Raw genomic sequence first — 17,540 nt, forward strand, 5'->3', positions numbered from 1 at the left:
GATCGGCATGCCGGCGAGCGCCGGATAGTCGAGGATGACGATGCCGGTCACGGCGAACCAGAAAAGGCCGGCAATCCAGGGGCGGAAACGTTCGGGCATCGGAAATCTCCTTTGGGGGGAGGGGCGCGGCGCTTAGGCCGCGGCGCCCTCAAGCTGATCGGTCGTCGCGGCGGGGAACGCTTCCATGTCCATGTAGATCGGCTCGAACGTATGACCGTCGAGATCCTCGAACGGGCGACTGTACATGAAGCCCCCGTCCTCCGTGGCGCGCGTCTGGCGGCCGCCGGCGGCGATCGCGGCATCGGTGATCGCGTCGACCTCCGTACGGCTGTCGCGCGACAAGGCGATCAGCGTGGCGCTGGTCTTGTGCGTGTCGGCGATCTCTTTGGTCGTGAAGGTCCGGTAGAAGCCATGGTCGAGCAACATCACGTGGATCGCGTCGGACCAGACCATGCACGACGCCTGTTCGTTGCTGAACTGCGGATTCTTCTCGAACCCGATCGCTTCGTAGAAGGCAGTCGACTTGGCGACATCGGCGACCGGCAGGTTCACGAAAATCATCTTGGTCATCTGTTCTCTCCCTAGAGCCGGGGACCGCCAAGGGGGCTGGCGAATCGGCTGACTTGACTTTTATGCCGACTCAAGTTACAAAAAGCAACCATGAAGTTATAAAAAGTGACTAAGCTGGAAAAAATGGTGGAAAAACGGTGGTATGACGATGCCTGCGGCACCGCGATGGCGCTCGAATTGGTGGGCGAACGCTGGTCGCTGTTGATCGTTCGCGAGCTGATGTTCGGCGGCCGGCGCTTCGGCGAGCTCAAAGGCGCGCTCAACGGCATCAGCGCCAATGTGCTGACCCAGCGGCTCGAAGGGATGGAGGCCGCCGGCATTCTCCAGAAGCGCAAACTGCCGCCGCCCGCCTCAGTCCAGATCTATGAGCTGACTCGCTGGGGTTATGAAAGCGAAACCGCGATCCAGGAGCTCGGCCGCTGGGCGACGCGCTCGCCCGCGCATGATCCGTCCTTGCCCTTGTCGGCGGCGTCGCTGATGCTGTCGTTCCGCACCATGTTGTCGGCCGAACGTTCGGCGGGCATGGTCGCGAGGATCGGTTTTCGGCTGGGCGATGAGGTGTTCACCACCGAACTCGCCAATAGCAGCTTTCAAGTGGCGCGGACCGAACCAGTGGATGCCGATCTCGTCTTCACCTCGACCCCACGCGGATTTGCCGCGCTGACCTATGGCGGCGTGCCCATCGCGGAAGGCGAGAAATTAGGCTTGGTCACGGTCGAAGGGGACCGTGCGCTCGCCGAGCGGTTCGTCACGCTGTTCCCGCTGCCGCCCAAATGGACCGAGGATTGATCGTGACTGGGCGGACCGACAGCGCCAGCCGGATCATCCGAGCGACGCCCGAGGCGATTTACGACGCCTTCATCGATCCCGAAGCGCAGACGCGTTGGTTACCGCCTGAGGGCATGACGGGGAAATTCGATCGGTTCGAGCCATGGCCTGGCGGGCATTATCGCCTGACGCTGACCTTTACCGGCGAGCACGCCACCGCCGGCAAGAGTTCGGCCGATGCCGATACTGTGGACGGGCGGCTGGTCGAACTGATCCCCGGCGAACGCATCGTCCAGACCGCTGATTTCGAGTCGGACGACCCCGCTTGCGCCGGCACGATAACGATGACCTGGTTGCTTCGCGCCGTCCCAGAAGGAACGGTGGTCATGATTACCGCGTCCGATGTACCGCCCGGCATCTCGGCCGAGGATCATGCTCGGGGGCTCGCCTCAACCCTCTCCAACCTCGCGGACTTCCTTGAATAGAGGCAAGCGCGCGCATCTGACGAAGGCGGATTTTCGAACATCGGGTCCGCAATCACGTCTCGACTTCGCCGTACCGCCGCGTCTAGGGAGGGCGCCGCGAAGGAATAGTTGATGACCGATATCCCCAACATCCAGCCCGACAGCCGCCAGACGACATTGCTCGACGCGCCCGACCAGATCAGGAAGGTCCGTGACCTGTTCGGCATCGACAGCGACATGGAAGTGCCCGCGTTCAGCGAGGCCGACGAGCGCGTGCCGGATCTCGACCCCGCTTATGTGTTCGATCCCGACACCACGCTGGCGATCCTGGCGGGCTTCGCGCACAATCGCCGCGTGATGGTCCAGGGCTATCACGGCACCGGTAAGTCGACGCATATCGAACAGGTCGCGGCGCGCCTCAACTGGCCGTGCATCCGCATCAACCTCGACGCGCATATCAGCCGTATCGACCTGATTGGCCGCGACGCGATCGTGCTCAAGGACGGCCAGCAGGTCACCGAATTCCGCGAAGGCCTGCTGCCCTGGGCGCTGCAGACGCCGACCGCTTTGGTGTTCGACGAATATGATGCCGGCCGCCCCGACGTGATGTTCGTGATCCAGCGCGTGCTCGAGACCGAGGGCAAGCTGACTCTGCTCGACCAGAACCGCGTGATCCGCCCCAACCCCTATTTCCGGTTGTTCGCGACCGCGAACACGGTCGGCCTGGGCGACACCAGCGGCCTTTATCACGGCACGCAACAGATCAACCAGGGTCAGATGGACCGTTGGAACATCGTCGTGACGCTCAACTATCTGCCCGCCGCGGTCGAGGCGCAGATCGTGCTCGCCAAGTCGGGCGAATATGACAAGCCCGACGGCAAGCAGGTCGTCGACAACATGGTCCGCGTCGCAGATCTGACTCGCAAGGGCTTCATCAACGGCGACATCTCGACCGTGATGAGCCCGCGTACCGTGATCACCTGGGCGCAGAACGCGCTGATCTTCGGCGATGTCGGCTTCGCGTTCCGCTTGTCGTTCCTCAACAAGTGCGACGAAGCGGAGCGGGCGCTGGTGGCGGAATATTATCAGCGCGTGTTCGGGAAAGATTTGCCCGAGAGCGTAGTGGCGAAGGCGTAACAGCGAGCGCGTGGCGCAGGATACACCCCTCGATCGCTTCAAGGCCGTGCTCGGCGGCGCGTCGCGCGCGCTTGCCGACGAGGCGGAGGTCGAACTTGCGTTCACCGCCGACGCGCCGGCGCAGTCGGGCAAGCATATCAAGGTGCCGATGCCGGCGCGGACGCTCCCGGCCGACCAGGTCGCTGAGGCGCGCGGCTTTGCCGATTCATTCGCGCTGCGGCTGAAACTCCACAACCCGTCGCTCCACCTCAAGAATGCGCCGCACGATGCCGTCGCGCGCGCGGTGTTCGATGCGGCGGAGACGGCGCGGGTCGAGGCGTTGGGGTCGCGCGGCTATGCCGGGATTTCGGACAATCTGAACCATGCGCTCGACATGCGCTTGCGCTCGGACCCGATCACGCGGGCGCGCAGCCGTGACGAAGTTCCGCTATCGACCGCGATCCAGTTGCTGGTGCGCGAGCGGCTGACCGGCCAGGCGGCGCCCGACGTGGCGCGGCAAGGGCTCGATTTGGTCCGCGAGTGGATCGAGGAGAAAGCGGGCGGCGATCTCGACGCGCTCCGCCTCGCGCTCGACGATCAGCGTGCGTTCGCCAGCCTGGCGACCAAATTGCTCGAGGATCTCGAACTGGTCGAAGGCGACCAGATCCCCGAGGACAGCGATGACGGCGGCTCGGACGACGAAGGGACTGACGAGGAGCAGGATCAGGGCGAGGAAGGCGACGACCAGGGCGAGCAGGGCCAGGGCGAAGTCGAAGCGCGTGGCGAGCAGTCCGAGGCGGACAGCGACGATGGCGAGGGCTCGGAGGCCGGCGACGAATCCTTCGAGGATGCCGATGGCGAGGCCGGCGACGAAGGCGAGGAGGGGATGCTCCCCGTCCGCCCCAATCGCCCGTTCGCCGATCCCTCGTCGCAATTCGATTACAAAGCGTGGACCACCCAGTTCGACGAGGTGATCGCCGCGACCGAGCTGTGCGACGCCGAGGAGCTGACGCGGCTGCGCTCGTATCTCGACCAGCAATTGGTCCATCTGCAGGGTGCGGTGACCAAGCTCGCCAACCGGCTGCAGCGCCGGCTGATGGCGCAGCAGAACCGGTCGTGGGATTTCGACCAGGAAGAAGGGCTGCTCGACGCTGCGCGGCTGGCGCGCGTGGTGATCAACCCGATGCAGTCGCTCAGCTACAAGATCGAGCGCGACACCGAATTCAAGGACACCGTCGTCACCTTGTTGATCGACAATTCGGGGTCGATGCGCGGGCGGCCGATCTCGATCGCCGCGATCAGCGCCGACATCCTGGCACGCACGCTCGAACGCTGCGGGGTGAAGACAGAGATTCTCGGTTTCACCACCCGCGCGTGGAAAGGCGGGCAGGCCCGTGAAAGCTGGCTCGCGGCGGGGCGGCCACCGCAGCCGGGCCGGCTCAACGACATCCGCCACATCGTCTACAAGCAGGCCGACGAGCCTTGGCGCCGCGCCAAGCCCAGCCTGGGGCTGATGATGCGGGAAGGGTTGCTCAAGGAGAATATCGACGGCGAGGCGTTGCTCTGGGCGCACGGCCGGCTGATCGGCCGCTCCGAGGAACGCAAGATCATGATGGTGATCTCCGACGGCGCGCCGGTCGACGACTCCACCTTGTCGGTGAACAGCGGATCGTATCTCGAACGCCATTTGCGCCAGGTGATCCACTGGATCGAGAACCGCTCGCCGGTTGAACTGGTCGCGATCGGGATCGGCCATGACGTCACGCGTTATTATGAGCGCGCTGTGACGATCATGGATGCCGAGCAATTGGGCGGCGCGATCATCGAGCAGCTCGCGGCTTTGTTCGACAAGCCTTGAGTGAGAGCAGCCTGAATCAACAGCCGTCACCCCGGCCTTGTGCCGGGGTCCACTCCTCCACAACCGAGCTGAGGCGTTGTTGCGCGGTGGATGCCGGGACAAGCCCGGCATGACGACGAGGGAAATATCTCCTCCTCCGGGCGGTTTCGCCGGCCCCGTCAAACGCTCGATCACGATCGCCGGGCACGAAACCTCGATCACGCTCGAACCCTTATTCTGGCGAGCACTCGAAGACGCGGCGAAGGCCCGCGCTTTGCCGCTCTCCGCGCTGGTCGCCGAGATCGACGCATTGCGCATCCTCGCCGACGAGCCGCCCAACCTCGCCAGCGCGCTGCGGACCTGGGCGTTTAGCGAGGCGAATGACCAGAGTAGTTGAGAATATTTCTCAATAGCGTTGACACTGCGAACGACTCTCAATAGCGGATCTCCCAACAAGGGAGATAAGAGTGAATCGCAACAATGCCGCGCGTCGCGTCGCGCAGCCTGCTTTCCTGGCTCTGTCCTGCGTCGGCGCCTTCGCCACGCATCCGGCGCTGGCCGCCGATGGCCCCGATCCGACGCCGGCCAATGACGACGGCGACGATCAGGATCGGCGCCGCGACATCATCATCAATGGCCAGCTGATTAAGGCCGAGGCGGAGTCCAGMGGCCCCAAGGACGTGGCGCGCGTCGTCGATACGCCCAAATCGATCGTCGTCATCCCGAGCAGGGTGATCGAGGAAACCGGATCGGCCTCGCTCCAGGACGCGCTGCGCACTGTACCCGGCATCACCTTCGGCGCGGCCGAGGGTGGCAATCCGATCGGCGACCGCCCGTTCATCCGCGGCTTCGACAGCCAGGGATCGATCTATGTCGACGGCGTGCGCGATTTGTCGTCGCAGACGCGCGAAACCTTCGCGATCGACTCCGTGCAGATCGTCCGCGGCTCGGACTCGACCCTGGGCGGGCGCGGCTCTGCCGGCGGAACGATCAACATCATCTCCAAATTGCCCAAGGCTGGCACGTTCGGCAGCGTCACGGCAAGCTATGGCGAGGCCGATTACAAGCGCGTCACCGCCGACCTCAACATCGCGATCACGCCGACCGTGGCCTTCCGCATCCAGGGGTTATGGCACGATCAGGACTTTTCGGGCCGCGACGCAATCTGGGCCAGGCGCTGGGGCTTTGCGCCGTCGCTGACGATCGGCCTCGGCACGGCGACGCGATTGACCGCGAGCTATTACCGGCTGGAGAGCCACGAACTGCCCGATAGCGGCATTCCGTATCTCTACACGATCGCCAACGCGCCGGGCACGGGCAACATCTATACCCAACCCGCGCTCGGTCGGATCACCACCGCCGGCGGCCAGACCGGCTATGTCGATCGCAGCACTTATTACGGGCTCGTCGACCGCGATTTCCGCGACGCGACCACTGATCAGGCGACGATCCGCTTCGAACGCGATCTGTCGCCGACGCTCACCATCCGCAACACCGCGCGCTGGTCGCACTCGACCCAGGCCTATATCTTCCTGCTGCCCGACGACAGCACCGGCAACGTCTACGGCACCGCGTCAACCAATCCGACGACCGGAGCGGCGGGAACGCGCGGCGACCTCGTTAGCGGCGGTTATGTCTGGCGTCGCGCCAATACGCGGTACAGTTATTCGGACGCGCTGACCGATCAGATCGATCTCTACGGCACGTTCGATACCGGCGGGATCAAGCACAGCATCGCGGTCGGCGCGGAATTCTCCTGGGAAAAGGCACGCCGCGGCACGTTCGTGACGCGCGGCTTTCTCAATTCCTCCGGCGTCGAAACATTGTCGACCGGCTCGACCATCAGCCCGCGCTGCAACACGGCGACGGTGTCGCGTTATTATTGCACCAGCCTGTTCAACCCGAATCCCTATGATCACTGGGTCAATTACGCGAGCGACGCCTCGGCCGCGCCGTCGCCGATCGTGAAATCCCTGCCGCTCGAAGAGACGCAGAACGACGCCAACACCGTCAGCATCTACGGTTTCGACTCGATCACCTTGACGCCGCAACTGATCCTCAACCTCGGCGCACGGTTCGACCGCTTCAAGTCCGTGACCACGCCTGGTCAGACTTATGCGGCGACCCAATCGTTCAGGCTCGGCCGGACCGACGAATGGTTCAACTGGCAGGCGGGCCTGGTGTTCAAACCGACCCCCGAGACCAGCCTCTATGCAAGCTACGCGACCGCCGCGACGCCGCCCAACACTTTGCTGGGGGAGGGTCGCGAGGACAATGCGCTGCCGACCACCGTCACTAATCAGAATCTGGCGATCCTCGACGCGCTGAAGGTGCRGAAGACCAAGTCGTACGAAGTCGGCGCCAAGGCGAGCCTGTTCAAGGAACGGCTAGGGTTGGGTCTCGCGATTTTCCAGACCGATATCGACAATGCGCGCGTGACGGGTAACGATGGCCTGCCGTCCTTCCTGGGCAAGACGCGCATTCGCGGGCTGGAGCTCACCGTCAACGGCACGATCCTGCCCGGCTGGACGGTGTTCGGCGGCTATACCTATCTCGATCCCAAGATCACCGATGGCGGTTTCACCGCGCTGACCGTGCCGGCCAACGGCGCGGCCAAGGCGACGACGGTGCAGGTCGTGTCGGTCAACACCGGCAAGCAGGTGCCGCAAACCGCGAAGAACTCGTTCACCGCCTGGACCACGGTCGACGTGACCAAGCGCTTCTCGGTCAGCGGCGGGGCGCTCTATATGGACAAGCAGTTCGGCGGCTATGCCGACAATCGCGCGGCGACGCAGACCGACGGCGGAGTCGTGACGGTCACGCCGGCGACCAAGGTGCTCTATCGCATGATCCCGTCTTATTGGCGGTTCGACGCGCGCGCGTCGTACAAGCTGACCAGGAACATCCAGCTCAGCGTCAACGCGCAAAACCTGACCGACAAGGTCTATTTCAACCAGGTCTATACCAGCCATTACGCGTCGATCGCCACCGGGCGGACGGTGTTCGGGTCGGTGGAGTTCAAGTTCTGACGACGGCACCCCCCTCCACCGTCGTCAGTGCCGCGCGCTTGCCCGATGATCCCGACGAGCGCGCGGCGTTTCTTCGTCAGCTAGCCGAGAGCGGAGAGGCCGAGGCACAGGCGCTCTATGGCCAATTGCTGCTCGACGGGAACGGCGTGGCCAAGGACGAAGCCGCCGGCTTCGCCTGGTTCAATCGCGCCGCGGCACAGGGCCATCTGATGGCGCTCAACATGGTCGGGCGCTGTTACGATCTCGGCTGGGGCGTCGCGGTCGACAAGGCGCGTGCGGCGGATTGTTATCGCATCGCCGCTGAGCGCGGACTCGACTGGGCGATGTACAATTATGCAACCTTGCTCGCGCTCGGGCACGGTGTCGCCGAGGACAAGGCGGCGGCGTTCGCCTGGTTCGAGAAGGCGGCCAAGCTGGGTAATGCCAAAGCGATCAACTTCGTCGGCAGCTTCCATGAAGATGGCTGGGTAGTCGCCCGCAACCTGACCAAGGCGGCGCGGCTCTACGAATGCGCGGCCGAGGGCGGCGATTTCCGCGGCATGTTCAACCACGCGCGCATGCTCGGCGCCAAGGGACGCGGGGAGGAAGCGCTTCGCTGGATCGAACGGGCAGGGGAGCGGGCAACGCCGGCTTTTGTCGCCAAAGCAGCGGCGTTTCTCGACGCCTCGCCGGTGCCCGCCTTTCGCGCGCGCGGCCGCGCCGCCATCGAGCGCGGAGCCGCGCGATGCTGATCGCGATCCCCGATGTGCTCGACGCGACGGGCGTCGCCAGGTTGCGCGCGATGATCGACGCGGCCGAATGGATCGATGGCAATGCGACCTCCGGCCATCAATCGGCGCTCGCCAAACAGAATGCGCAGCTGCCCGAGGAATCGGCAGCGGCGCGCGAGGCGGGGACGATGGTGCTCGATGCCTTGTCGGGAGCGGCATTGTTCGTCGCTGCCGCCCTGCCGCTCAAAGTCTATCCGCCGCTGTTCAACCGTTATGCCGGCGGCGACACGTTCGGCGCGCATGTCGACAGCGCGATCCGCATCCGCCGCGGCAGCGACTTTCGCGTGCGCAGCGACTTGTCGGCGACGCTCTTCCTGTCCGATCCCGACAGCTATGACGGCGGCGAATTGGTGATCGAGGACCAGTTCGGCGAGCAGCGCGTCAAGCTGCCCGCCGGGCACATGGTGCTCTATCCGGCGTCGAGCGTGCATCGCGTCGAACCGGTCACCCGCGGCGAGCGTATCGCCTCCTTCTTCTGGATCCAGTCGATGGTTCGCGACGATGGCGCGCGCCGCATTCTGTTCGAGCTCGATCAGGCCGTGCAGGACGTCGCGGCGCGGCTCGGCCAGGACGACCCGGCGGTGGTTCGGCTGACCGGAACCTATCACAATCTGCTGCGGCGTTGGGCCGAGGCATAAGGATGACGATGACCAAGATCGGGCTGCGCAATTTCTGGTTCCAGGTGCACAAATGGATCGGGCTGATTCTGGCGATCCTGATCATCCCTTTGTGCGTAACCGGCGCCGCGTTGGTGTGGGACGACGCGCTCGACCATGGCCTCAATCCGCAGCGTTACGCGGTGAGCGGCGCGCAGACGCTCGATCCGCAGCTTTATGTCCAAGCGGCGAAATCGGTGCTCAAGCCCGGCGATCGTATCCAGTCGATCACCTTGCCCAAGGGCGACGGCCCGGTGATGGTCACGGCCATACCCGGCGGCGCCAGGCCGCAAGCGGGGCCGCCGGCGCGGACCAACATCTGGCTCGACCCGCCGACCGCGCGGGTGCTCGATCGCGCGAGCAGCAATTCCGGGCTGATCCGCGCGATGCACATGATCCATGGCAGTTTGATGGTCCCGGTCTGGGGACGCTCGATCGTCGGCTGGCTGGGCGTCTTCATGCTGTTCTCGTGCTTCACGGGGATCTGGCTGTGGTGGCCGACCGTCGGCAAATGGGTGCGCGGGCTCAGGTGGCGGCGGCATCGCCATCTCGATACCAATCTGCATCATCTGTTCGGCTTCTGGATCGCCTTGCCGTTGTTCGCGCTGTCGCTGACTGGCGCGTGGATCAGCTTCCCGCAATTCTTCGGCGCGATGTCGGGCGCGCAGCCGCAAAAGGGCCCCGACCGCGCGGCGCTGGCGAGGGCGAAACCGCTGGAGGCGCCGAAAACCGGCCTCGATGCCGCAATGGCCAGCGCGCGGGCGGCGTTGCCCGGCGACGTGGCGACGATCGCCTGGCCGACCGATCTCAAGCCCGAATGGACCGTGACGATCGGGGAAGGTGCCGGGCGTCAGGTCAAGGTGGACGACGCGACGGGAAAAGCGAAGGCCTCGCCGGCGCCCAGGGAGGACACTGCCCGCCTGATGCGCCGCATCCATGACGGCACGCGGATGGGTTTGCTGTGGCAGGTGGTGATTTTCCTTGGCGGGTTGCTGCCAGCGGTGCTGGCGGTCACCGGGGTCATCATGTGGTGGCGGGCGCGAGGATGGAAGAGTGAGTTGAAGGTGCGGCAGAGGGCGAAAGTGGCGGTTAGGGCTTGATAGACGGCCGCCGCCCTTAAAGCCCTCTCCCGTTTACGGGAGAGGGTTGGGTGAGGGTCTTCTTTCTTCTTCCAAGCGGCCGAAGCCAAAAAGAAGTAAGAAGACCCTCACCCTCCCACCGCCTTCGGCGGCGGGCCCCTCCCTCTCCCGCACGCGGGAGAGGGTTAGCGATTACCGCCCCAGCAACACTCGCGCCTGGCCGGCAATCTGCGCCAGCATCGCGGCATTCGGCGTCGCCGCGGTCCGCGCACGATCGACCACGCCCTTGAACTGGGCGACGCGGCCGGCGTTGGCGCCCAGCCACATCTCCACGGCACCCTCGGGATCCTTGCCGGCGTGCCGTTCGAGGAATTCGAGGCGGAGCTGCTGGAAGTCGCGCGCGAGCCCGGCGATCAGCAGGCGTTCCCACGGATCGCTCGACAGGATGCGCGCCGCGGTCGCCTGCGCCCAGTCGAGCCCAAGCGCTTGGCCCAGATGCGTGAAGGCGCGGGTCAACACCGTCTCGTCCATGCCGAGCTCGGCGCCGAGATCGGCGAGGCCGACCGCGCCGTCGAGCTCGAACAGCCGCACGACCTTCTTCGCCAGCGCCGCCGGTGCGCCAGCCGCTTCCAGGCTGGTCGAGATCCGCACCGATTGCGCGCTCGCTTCCTCGAGCAGCAATTCCTTGGTCTTGCGGTCGAGCGCGGCGACGCCTTTGGCCAGGCGCGCGATCACTGCCGACGGCGTGGCGCCGGGCGCGGTCACCCGCAACAGATCGGCGATCTGGCTGCGCACCGCGACCGCCACTTCGTCGAATAGCGCCAGACGGCCCGTTTCGGGCATCGGCGCGCGCTCGATCTCGGTCCATAATTTGTCGAGATCGTAGAGCCGCTCGACCACGACGAACATCGCCGCGATGTCCGCCATCGCAGCACCTTCCTCCTCCGCCAGTTCGAACGGGTGGAGCACGCCCAGGCGATTGACGACGCGATTGGCGAGCTTGGTCGCGATGATCTCGCTGCGCAGGCGGTGATGGTCGATCGCGTCGGCGAATTTCTTGCGCATCGCCGGCGGGAAAGCGGCGTGGAGATCGGCGAGCAGTTCGTCATCGCTGCCGAGGTCGGAATGTTCGATCGCGTCCTGCAGCGCGAGCTTGGCGGTGGCGAGCAGCACCGCGAGTTCGGGACGCGTCAGGCCGCGGCCTTCGGGTGCACGGCGGAGCAAGGTGCCGTTATCGGCCAGCCCCTCGACCACGCGGTCGAGCCGGCCGGCGCTCTCGAATATCTCGATCAGGCGGACGAAGCTCGGCAAGGCTTGGGCGCCGTCTTGCTCCATGATCGACAGCGCCAGCGTCTGCAGGCGGTTGTCCTCGAGCACCAGGTGCGCGACGTCGTCGGTCATCTGGACGAGCAATTTGTTGCGCGCCTCGAATTGCAGCCGGCCTTCGATCATCTCGCGGTTGAGCGCGATCTTGATATTGACCTCGTTATCCGAGCAATCGACGCCGGCCGAATTGTCGATGAAGTCGGTATTGATCCGGCCGCCCTTCGACGCGAAGGCGATGCGTCCCGCCTGGGTCACGCCCAGATTGGCGCCTTCGCCGATCGCGGTCGCGCGCAGATCCTCGGCATTGACGCGCAGGCGGTCATTGGCCGGGTCGCCGACTTCGATATGGTTCTCGCTCGCGGCCTTCACATAGGTGCCGATGCCGCCGAACCAGATCAGGTCGGCCGGCGATTTGAGGATCGCCGAGATCAACGCGGCGGGCTCGAGCTCGTCGGCCTGAATGTCGAGCGCGGCCTTGACCTGTTTCGACAGCGGGATCGTCTTGGCGCTGCGCGGGAACACGCCGCCGCCTTTCGAGATCAGCTTGGGATTGTAATCCGCCCAGCTCGACCGCGGCAGGTTGAACATGCGCTCGCGCTCCGCCCAGCTCGCGGCCGGATCGGGATCGGGGTCGAGGAAGATGTGGCGGTGGTCGAACGCCGCGACCAGCTTGATCGCCTGGCTCAACAACATGCCATTGCCGAACACGTCGCCCGACATGTCGCCGCAGCCGACGACGCGGATCGATTGCGTCTGAACGTCGACCCCGCGCTCGGCGAAATGGCGCTGGACCGAGATCCAGGCGCCCTTGGCAGTGATCGCCATCGCCTTGTGGTCATAGCCGTAGCTGCCGCCCGAGGCGAAAGCGTCGCCCAGCCAGAAGCCGCGCTCGATCGCGATCGCATTGGCGACGTCGGAGAAGGTCGCGGTGCCCTTGTCGGCGGCGACGACGAAATAGGGATCGTCGCCGTCCAGGATCGTCACGCCCCTGGGATGGACGACCTTGCCCTCGACGATATTGTCGGTGACGGACAGCAAAGTGCGGATGAAGATGCGGTAGCTCTCGGTCCCTTCGGCGAACCAGGCATCGCGATCGACCGCGGGGCTGGGGAGCTGCTTGGGATAGAAGCCGCCCTTCGCGCCGGTCGGCACGATCACCGCGTTCTTGACGCGCTGCGCCTTCATCAGGCCGAGAATCTCGGTGCGGAAGTCGTCGCGCCGGTCGGACCAGCGCAGCCCGCCGCGCGCGACCGGGCCGGCGCGCAGATGGATGCCCTCGACCCGCGGGCTGTACACCCAGATCTCGCGCCAAGGCAGCGGCGCGGGCAGGCCCGGCACCTTGTGGCTGTCGAGCTTGAACGCCAGCGCTTCGTCCGCCGCGGGGGTGAAAGCGTTGGTGCGCAACGTCGCGGCGATCACGCCATGGATCGCGCGCAGGATGCGGTCGTCGTCGATCGCTGAGACATTGTTGAGCCCGGCCTTGATCGCCTCATCGGCGGCGATCACCCCGGCTTCGCTTTTGCCGCCCGGCCCGTGCGCGGCGTCGAACCGGTCGATCAGCGCGGCGGTGACCACCGGCGCCCGGCGCAGCGCGTCGACCACCGTGGTCAGGCCATAGTTCAGTCCGCCCTGGCGCAGATAGCGGAACCAGGCGCGGAACAGCACCGCCGAGCTTGGCGCCATATTGAGGTCGACGATCAGGCGGTTGAACGCATCGTTCTCCGCATTGCCTTCCAGCACCGCGGCGACCGCATTTTCCAGCACGCTGGTATTGCCGTCGAACACCGCGCCGACGCCGCCCGCCGCCTCGATCAGGAATTCGTGGATGTAGCCCTGACCCTCGTCGGTCAGCGCGGTCGGCACTTCCTCGATCACGCGGAAGCCGAAATTCTCCAGCACCGGCACCGCATCCGACAGCGCGATCGAGCCGCCGAGGCGATAGAGTTTCAGCCGCGCTTCGCCGCGCGCGTCGCGATAGAGGCGGACCGCGCGCTGCTCCGGCGTTTCGAGCGTCGACAGGCTGAGGATGTCGCGCGCCGCTTCGTCGGCGCTGTTGACCGTGCGATAGCCTTGCGGGAAGCAATTCGCCCAGCGCAGCGCCAATCGCGTCGACCGCGCCACATCGGTTTCGGCCAGCGCCGCTTCGACCGCCGGCGCCCAGCCGCGCATCATCCGCGCCAGGCGGGTATCGAGCGCGGCGACGTCGGGCATCCGGCTCTCGCCGCGCAGATCGACCGTATAGCGGATCAGCGCGACCAGATCGTCCATCGCGATCGCCCAGTTGAGCACGGCGCCGCCGGCCGCCTCGGCCAGCATGTCGCCGATCGCGATGCGGCGCGCGGTGGTGAATTCGTCGCGCGGCAGCCACACGAAACAGAATAGATGCCGGCCAAGGATCGACCGCGCCAACACCAATTTGGGCCGCGGCCGGTCGGCCAGGCTCATCGCCGTCAGCGCGACGTCCTCCAGCGCCTCGGGCGTGAAGGCGATCAGCAGATCATGGGGCAGGGTGGTCAGCGCATGTTCGAGCGCCTTGCCGGCATGGCCCTTGGGATCGAACCCGAATTTCTTCTGCAAATCGCCCAGCCGCGTGCGCAGGCCCGGCACGTCGTCGGGCGGCGAGTTGAGCGCGGACGAGGTCCACAGGCCGGCATGGATCGACAGGCCGGAAACCTTCTTGCCATCGCGGATCGGCACCACGATCAGGTCGAGCGGGATGTGGCGATGCACGCTGGAGATGAAGTTCGACTTGAGCAGCAACGGCGCTTCATTGCCCTTTTCGAACCATTCGATCGCCAGCGCGCGCGAGGCTTCGGCCAGGATCGGGGTCTCGTGCTTGTTGCGGCAGATGCCGAGCGGATCGCGCGCGCCGCCTTCGCGGCCGAACTTGCCGTGACCGAGCAGCGTGAAATGGCGGTCGAGGAACCAGCGGAGCAATTCCGCGCCCGTGCCGGTCAGCGTCGCGGCATCGGTCGCCATCGCCTCCTGCAACGGCACCCAGTCGTACACCGCGGCGCGCACGTCCTTCAGATTGTCTTCGAGCGCGGTGACCAGCGCCCGGCGCTCGCGCGCATCGGCCCGCTCCATCTCGATATAGATCATCGATTCGGGATTGCCGTCGCCGACGCCCATCAGCCCGCCCGAGGGGTCGCGCGTGACCGGGATGACCGGGTGGATGATGCGATCCACCGCAATGCCCTGCGCCGCGATGGTCGCCGCGACCGAATCGACCAGGAACGGCATGTCGTCATTAACGATCGCCACGCGCATGCGGCGGCGCGGATCGTTGGCCGCGATCGGCTCGATCGCCATGGTCGGCCCGCCCGGCGGGCGGTTGTACGCGGCGGTGGCGACGAAGTTCGCGGCTTCCGCGCGCTCCGCCTTTCCAAACCCCTGCAGCTCTCCCGGCAAGGCGCCCTTGGTCAGCCGGTCCGCAAGCGCGTCCGACAGCGATTTCAGCGTGGTCTTGGCCATCGCCGTCCTATGCCCCCGCGGACCGGCGGGCTCAAGGATAGTTTCGGGTGTAACTTGGTTTGTGGGGGTAATAAGACGGGCGGGTGCGGCCTATTCCAACCGTCATCCCGGCCTTGTGCCGGGATCCACCGGGAGGCTGGCTGAGAAGCAAGAGGCTCAGGGTTCCGCGCTTGCGGCACCGTGGATCCCGGCACAAGGCCGGGATGACGCAGGAGTGTAAGACAGCGCGGGAGATGCGCCGAGCTTTGGAACTACTTCGCCGCCTTCAACGTCCGAGCCGCGAGCGACCGGTCATTCGCCACCGAAGCAACGATATCCACCGTCCCTTCACCCGTCGCCCGCCCCAGCAGCACGACCAGCTCCCCAGGCTCCAGCCCGGTAGCAAACTCGACACTCGCCAGCACCAGCCGCTCGGCAATATCCGCAAGCGGATCGCGCCCCTCTTCCTTCGCAGGATTACGCGCCGCCCGCTCAGCCGCGACCACTGCCTTGATCCCGCCGTTGACGGTTTCCAGCAACGGCGTCAGCTGCCCCACGGGGATGGCGTGGCGGCGGGCATGGGCCAGCACCGCGGCGAATTCGGTCAGCCGCGCTTTGTCGTAATCGGCGCCGAACACCAATTTCGCCACCGCGGTCATCGGCGCGCGCTCCTGCACGGTCACCCCGGCATCGGCGAGCAACCGGTCGTAAGTGTCGCTATCCTGTTCGGCGGCGAGCCCGAAATCGTGCGCGCGGCCCAGCGCGCGATAGAGCGCGGCGCGGCTGCGCGTATCGGCATTGGTCGCCGCCTGCGCGGTTTGCCGCGCCTGTTCCAGCTTGCCGGCCAGATCGTCTGGCTCGGCGACCGGCGACACGTCGGCGGCGGGACCATCGGCCCAGACCGGGGCGGCCGCCTGAGGCTTGGGCGCGGCGCGCAGCGCGGTATCGACCTCGGCGTCGAGCTTCTTTTGCGTCTCGGCGTCGACCAGTTCCTTCCAGTTGATCACGCCATAGATGAAATCGATCGTGTCGTCGTTCGAGGAGAAGGGCATCAGGATGCCGCGATACATGGTGTTATAGCCGCGCGTGCCGACGAACTCGGCCTCGAACCCGATCGGGGCGCGGTTGGCGATGATCTGAAGATAATGGTCGGTCAGCCGCGACAGCAGCGACCGGCTGGGCACTTGCGAGATATGGGTGATCGACTGATCGAGCGCGGTCTCGTCGCGCAGCGCGCGGCCGAGATAGGCGATCGCCGGATCCTCGATCCCGGCGGTGAAATCGAGCAGCACCGAATGCGGGCCGAAATCGGCGATATTGGCGGGGTCGAGATCCTCGATCGACGGATAAGCGCGCCCACGCAGCAACGACACCCAATGGTTGTACGCGCGCACGTGCATGCGCCGCTCATCGTTGCCGATCGCCGCCGCCACCGTGTCGTCGATCCCATCATCCGCGACGACGCGATCGGCATCCGACCGGTCCTCTTCGTAGCCGCGCTGCGAATCCATAAGCGTCCCCTGAGCGCACATCGCCCTGCACAGAGCGTGTTTTGCGCCGGGCGTGGTAAACGAAGCGTAAAGGGTGTTGGGGTGGGGTGATTTTGGGGTGGTAGGGCGGATGGAGAGCGCTCGCCCATTGACAATTGATACCAGTATTGATATCAACACTCACTAGGGAGCCACGTCAAGATGGACAACAAGAGAGTCGATTTCCTGGGATCATCCTACAAGGATCTCCTGGATATGCCGGAGGAGGTCATCGATCAGTTCGGTTACGAACTCGGCCTTGTCCAGAATGACATAACACCCGAGGGCGCCAAACACCTTACAAAGACGTTCGAAAACGGCGTGTGGGAGTTGAGGGACAGCCATGACGGCGATGCTTATCGGGCGGTCTATTATTTGAAGCATGAGGACGTCGTGTTCGTCCTCCACTGTTTCAAGAAGAAGTCGAAGAAGGGCGGGGAGATCCCGGCGGCTGACAAGGCGACGATCGATGCCAGGTTGGCGGCAGCCAGGATCAAGATTGAGCAGATGAAGAAGGACCAAGGCAAATGACCATCGACATCGGATATACCGTACCTGCCGGTGAGAGCGTTCTTGTCCATCTCGGCCGCAGCCCGTCATTTGCCGCCAAGGCCAAGCTCGCGGTCATCATTGCCAAGACCATTCAGGAGCTTGGGCTCAGCCAGCGGCAGGTCCAGCAGCGCACCGGCATTCCGCAGGCTCGAATCTCGGAGATTTGCCGGGGAAAGTTGAAGGACATCTCGCGCGAGCGTCTCGAGGACTGTCTACAACAGCTTGGGCACGACGTGGTCATCACCGTCGCCACCGGTCGGCATGACGGCGTCGGAGAGCTCCGCGTGGAGCAAGTTGACCGGACGCTGGAGACGGCGTGAGCAAAGGGGCGGTCGCCAAAACCCCGCCCAAAGCGGTTCAAATCCAATCACCTCGACCCAAGTTTCCGGTG

At 65.3% G+C, this 17,540-nt stretch carries 14 protein-coding genes; 11 read left to right on the forward strand and 3 right to left on the reverse strand.

From position 1 onward, the window contains the following. Positions 1-132: 132 nt before the first annotated feature. Positions 133-570 (reverse strand): VOC family protein, encoded by a 438-nt coding sequence (locus AC1DQQ_RS15635; protein ID WP_478032127.1) that lies wholly within the window; start codon positions 568-570, stop codon positions 133-135. 105 nt (positions 571-675) lie between these two features. Here AC1DQQ_RS15635 and AC1DQQ_RS15640 point away from each other — a divergent pair, with 105 nt between their 5' ends. From AC1DQQ_RS15640 to AC1DQQ_RS15680, 9 genes are all read left to right on the forward strand, one after another. After that, positions 676-1,359, forward strand: coding sequence for a winged helix-turn-helix transcriptional regulator (locus AC1DQQ_RS15640; protein ID WP_478032129.1), 684 nt, complete (start codon positions 676-678; stop codon positions 1,357-1,359). Between the two features lie 2 nt (positions 1,360-1,361). Beyond that, positions 1,362-1,823, forward strand: coding sequence for an SRPBCC domain-containing protein (locus AC1DQQ_RS15645; RefSeq protein ID WP_478045706.1), 462 nt, complete (start codon positions 1,362-1,364; stop codon positions 1,821-1,823). Between the two features lie 111 nt (positions 1,824-1,934). After that, complete coding sequence (cobS, locus tag AC1DQQ_RS15650) at positions 1,935-2,939, forward strand: cobaltochelatase subunit CobS (RefSeq protein WP_478032131.1); 1,005 nt, start codon at positions 1,935-1,937, stop codon at positions 2,937-2,939. A 10-nt stretch (positions 2,940-2,949) separates the two neighbouring features. Beyond that, positions 2,950-4,776, forward strand: a complete 1,827-nt coding sequence (gene cobT / locus AC1DQQ_RS15655; RefSeq protein WP_478042788.1) for a cobaltochelatase subunit CobT — start codon at positions 2,950-2,952, stop codon at positions 4,774-4,776. 109 nt (positions 4,777-4,885) lie between these two features. Then, positions 4,886-5,152, forward strand: coding sequence for a ribbon-helix-helix domain-containing protein (locus AC1DQQ_RS15660; protein WP_478045707.1), 267 nt, complete (start codon positions 4,886-4,888; stop codon positions 5,150-5,152). Between the two features lie 70 nt (positions 5,153-5,222). Beyond that, entirely contained in the window at positions 5,223-7,784 is a 2,562-nt protein-coding gene (locus AC1DQQ_RS15665; protein WP_478045708.1) for a TonB-dependent receptor, read from the forward strand. Between the two features lie 38 nt (positions 7,785-7,822). Then, the gene (locus AC1DQQ_RS15670; protein ID WP_478045710.1) at positions 7,823-8,515 is read left to right on the forward strand and encodes a tetratricopeptide repeat protein; all 693 of its coding nucleotides are present in this window, start codon (positions 7,823-7,825) and stop codon (positions 8,513-8,515) included. Next, a complete protein-coding gene (locus tag AC1DQQ_RS15675; protein WP_478045712.1) occupies positions 8,509-9,192 on the forward strand; it encodes a Fe2+-dependent dioxygenase in 684 nt (227 codons plus the stop codon). Before AC1DQQ_RS15670 ends, AC1DQQ_RS15675 begins: the two co-directional genes overlap by 7 nt. Before the next feature lie 2 nt (positions 9,193-9,194). Beyond that, positions 9,195-10,310: a PepSY-associated TM helix domain-containing protein gene (locus AC1DQQ_RS15680; protein WP_478045714.1), complete on the forward strand. Its 1,116-nt coding sequence runs from the start codon at positions 9,195-9,197 to the stop codon at positions 10,308-10,310. A 171-nt stretch (positions 10,311-10,481) separates the two neighbouring features. Here the strand turns inward: AC1DQQ_RS15680 and AC1DQQ_RS15685 are convergent, their stop codons facing one another. Both AC1DQQ_RS15685 and AC1DQQ_RS15690 read right to left on the reverse strand, forming a co-directional pair. Continuing rightward, positions 10,482-15,089, reverse strand: coding sequence for an NAD-glutamate dehydrogenase (locus tag AC1DQQ_RS15685; protein ID WP_478045716.1), 4,608 nt, complete (start codon positions 15,087-15,089; stop codon positions 10,482-10,484). Between the two features lie 251 nt (positions 15,090-15,340). Beyond that, complete coding sequence (locus tag AC1DQQ_RS15690; protein ID WP_478032140.1) at positions 15,341-16,579, reverse strand: PAS domain-containing protein; 1,239 nt, start codon at positions 16,577-16,579, stop codon at positions 15,341-15,343. 180 nt (positions 16,580-16,759) lie between these two features. On the opposite strand from AC1DQQ_RS15690, the gene AC1DQQ_RS15695 reads away from it, so the two are divergent. Both AC1DQQ_RS15695 and AC1DQQ_RS15700 read left to right on the forward strand, forming a co-directional pair. Further along, on the forward strand, positions 16,760-17,128 hold the full coding sequence (locus AC1DQQ_RS15695; protein WP_478045718.1) for a type II toxin-antitoxin system RelE/ParE family toxin: 369 nt from the start codon (positions 16,760-16,762) through the stop codon (positions 17,126-17,128). Next, the gene (locus AC1DQQ_RS15700; RefSeq protein ID WP_478045720.1) at positions 17,125-17,469 is read left to right on the forward strand and encodes a helix-turn-helix domain-containing protein; all 345 of its coding nucleotides are present in this window, start codon (positions 17,125-17,127) and stop codon (positions 17,467-17,469) included. Before AC1DQQ_RS15695 ends, AC1DQQ_RS15700 begins: the two co-directional genes overlap by 4 nt. Positions 17,470-17,540 lie beyond the last annotated feature (71 nt).

The sequence above is a fragment of the Sphingomonas sp. P4_G3 genome (assembly GCF_056401105.1).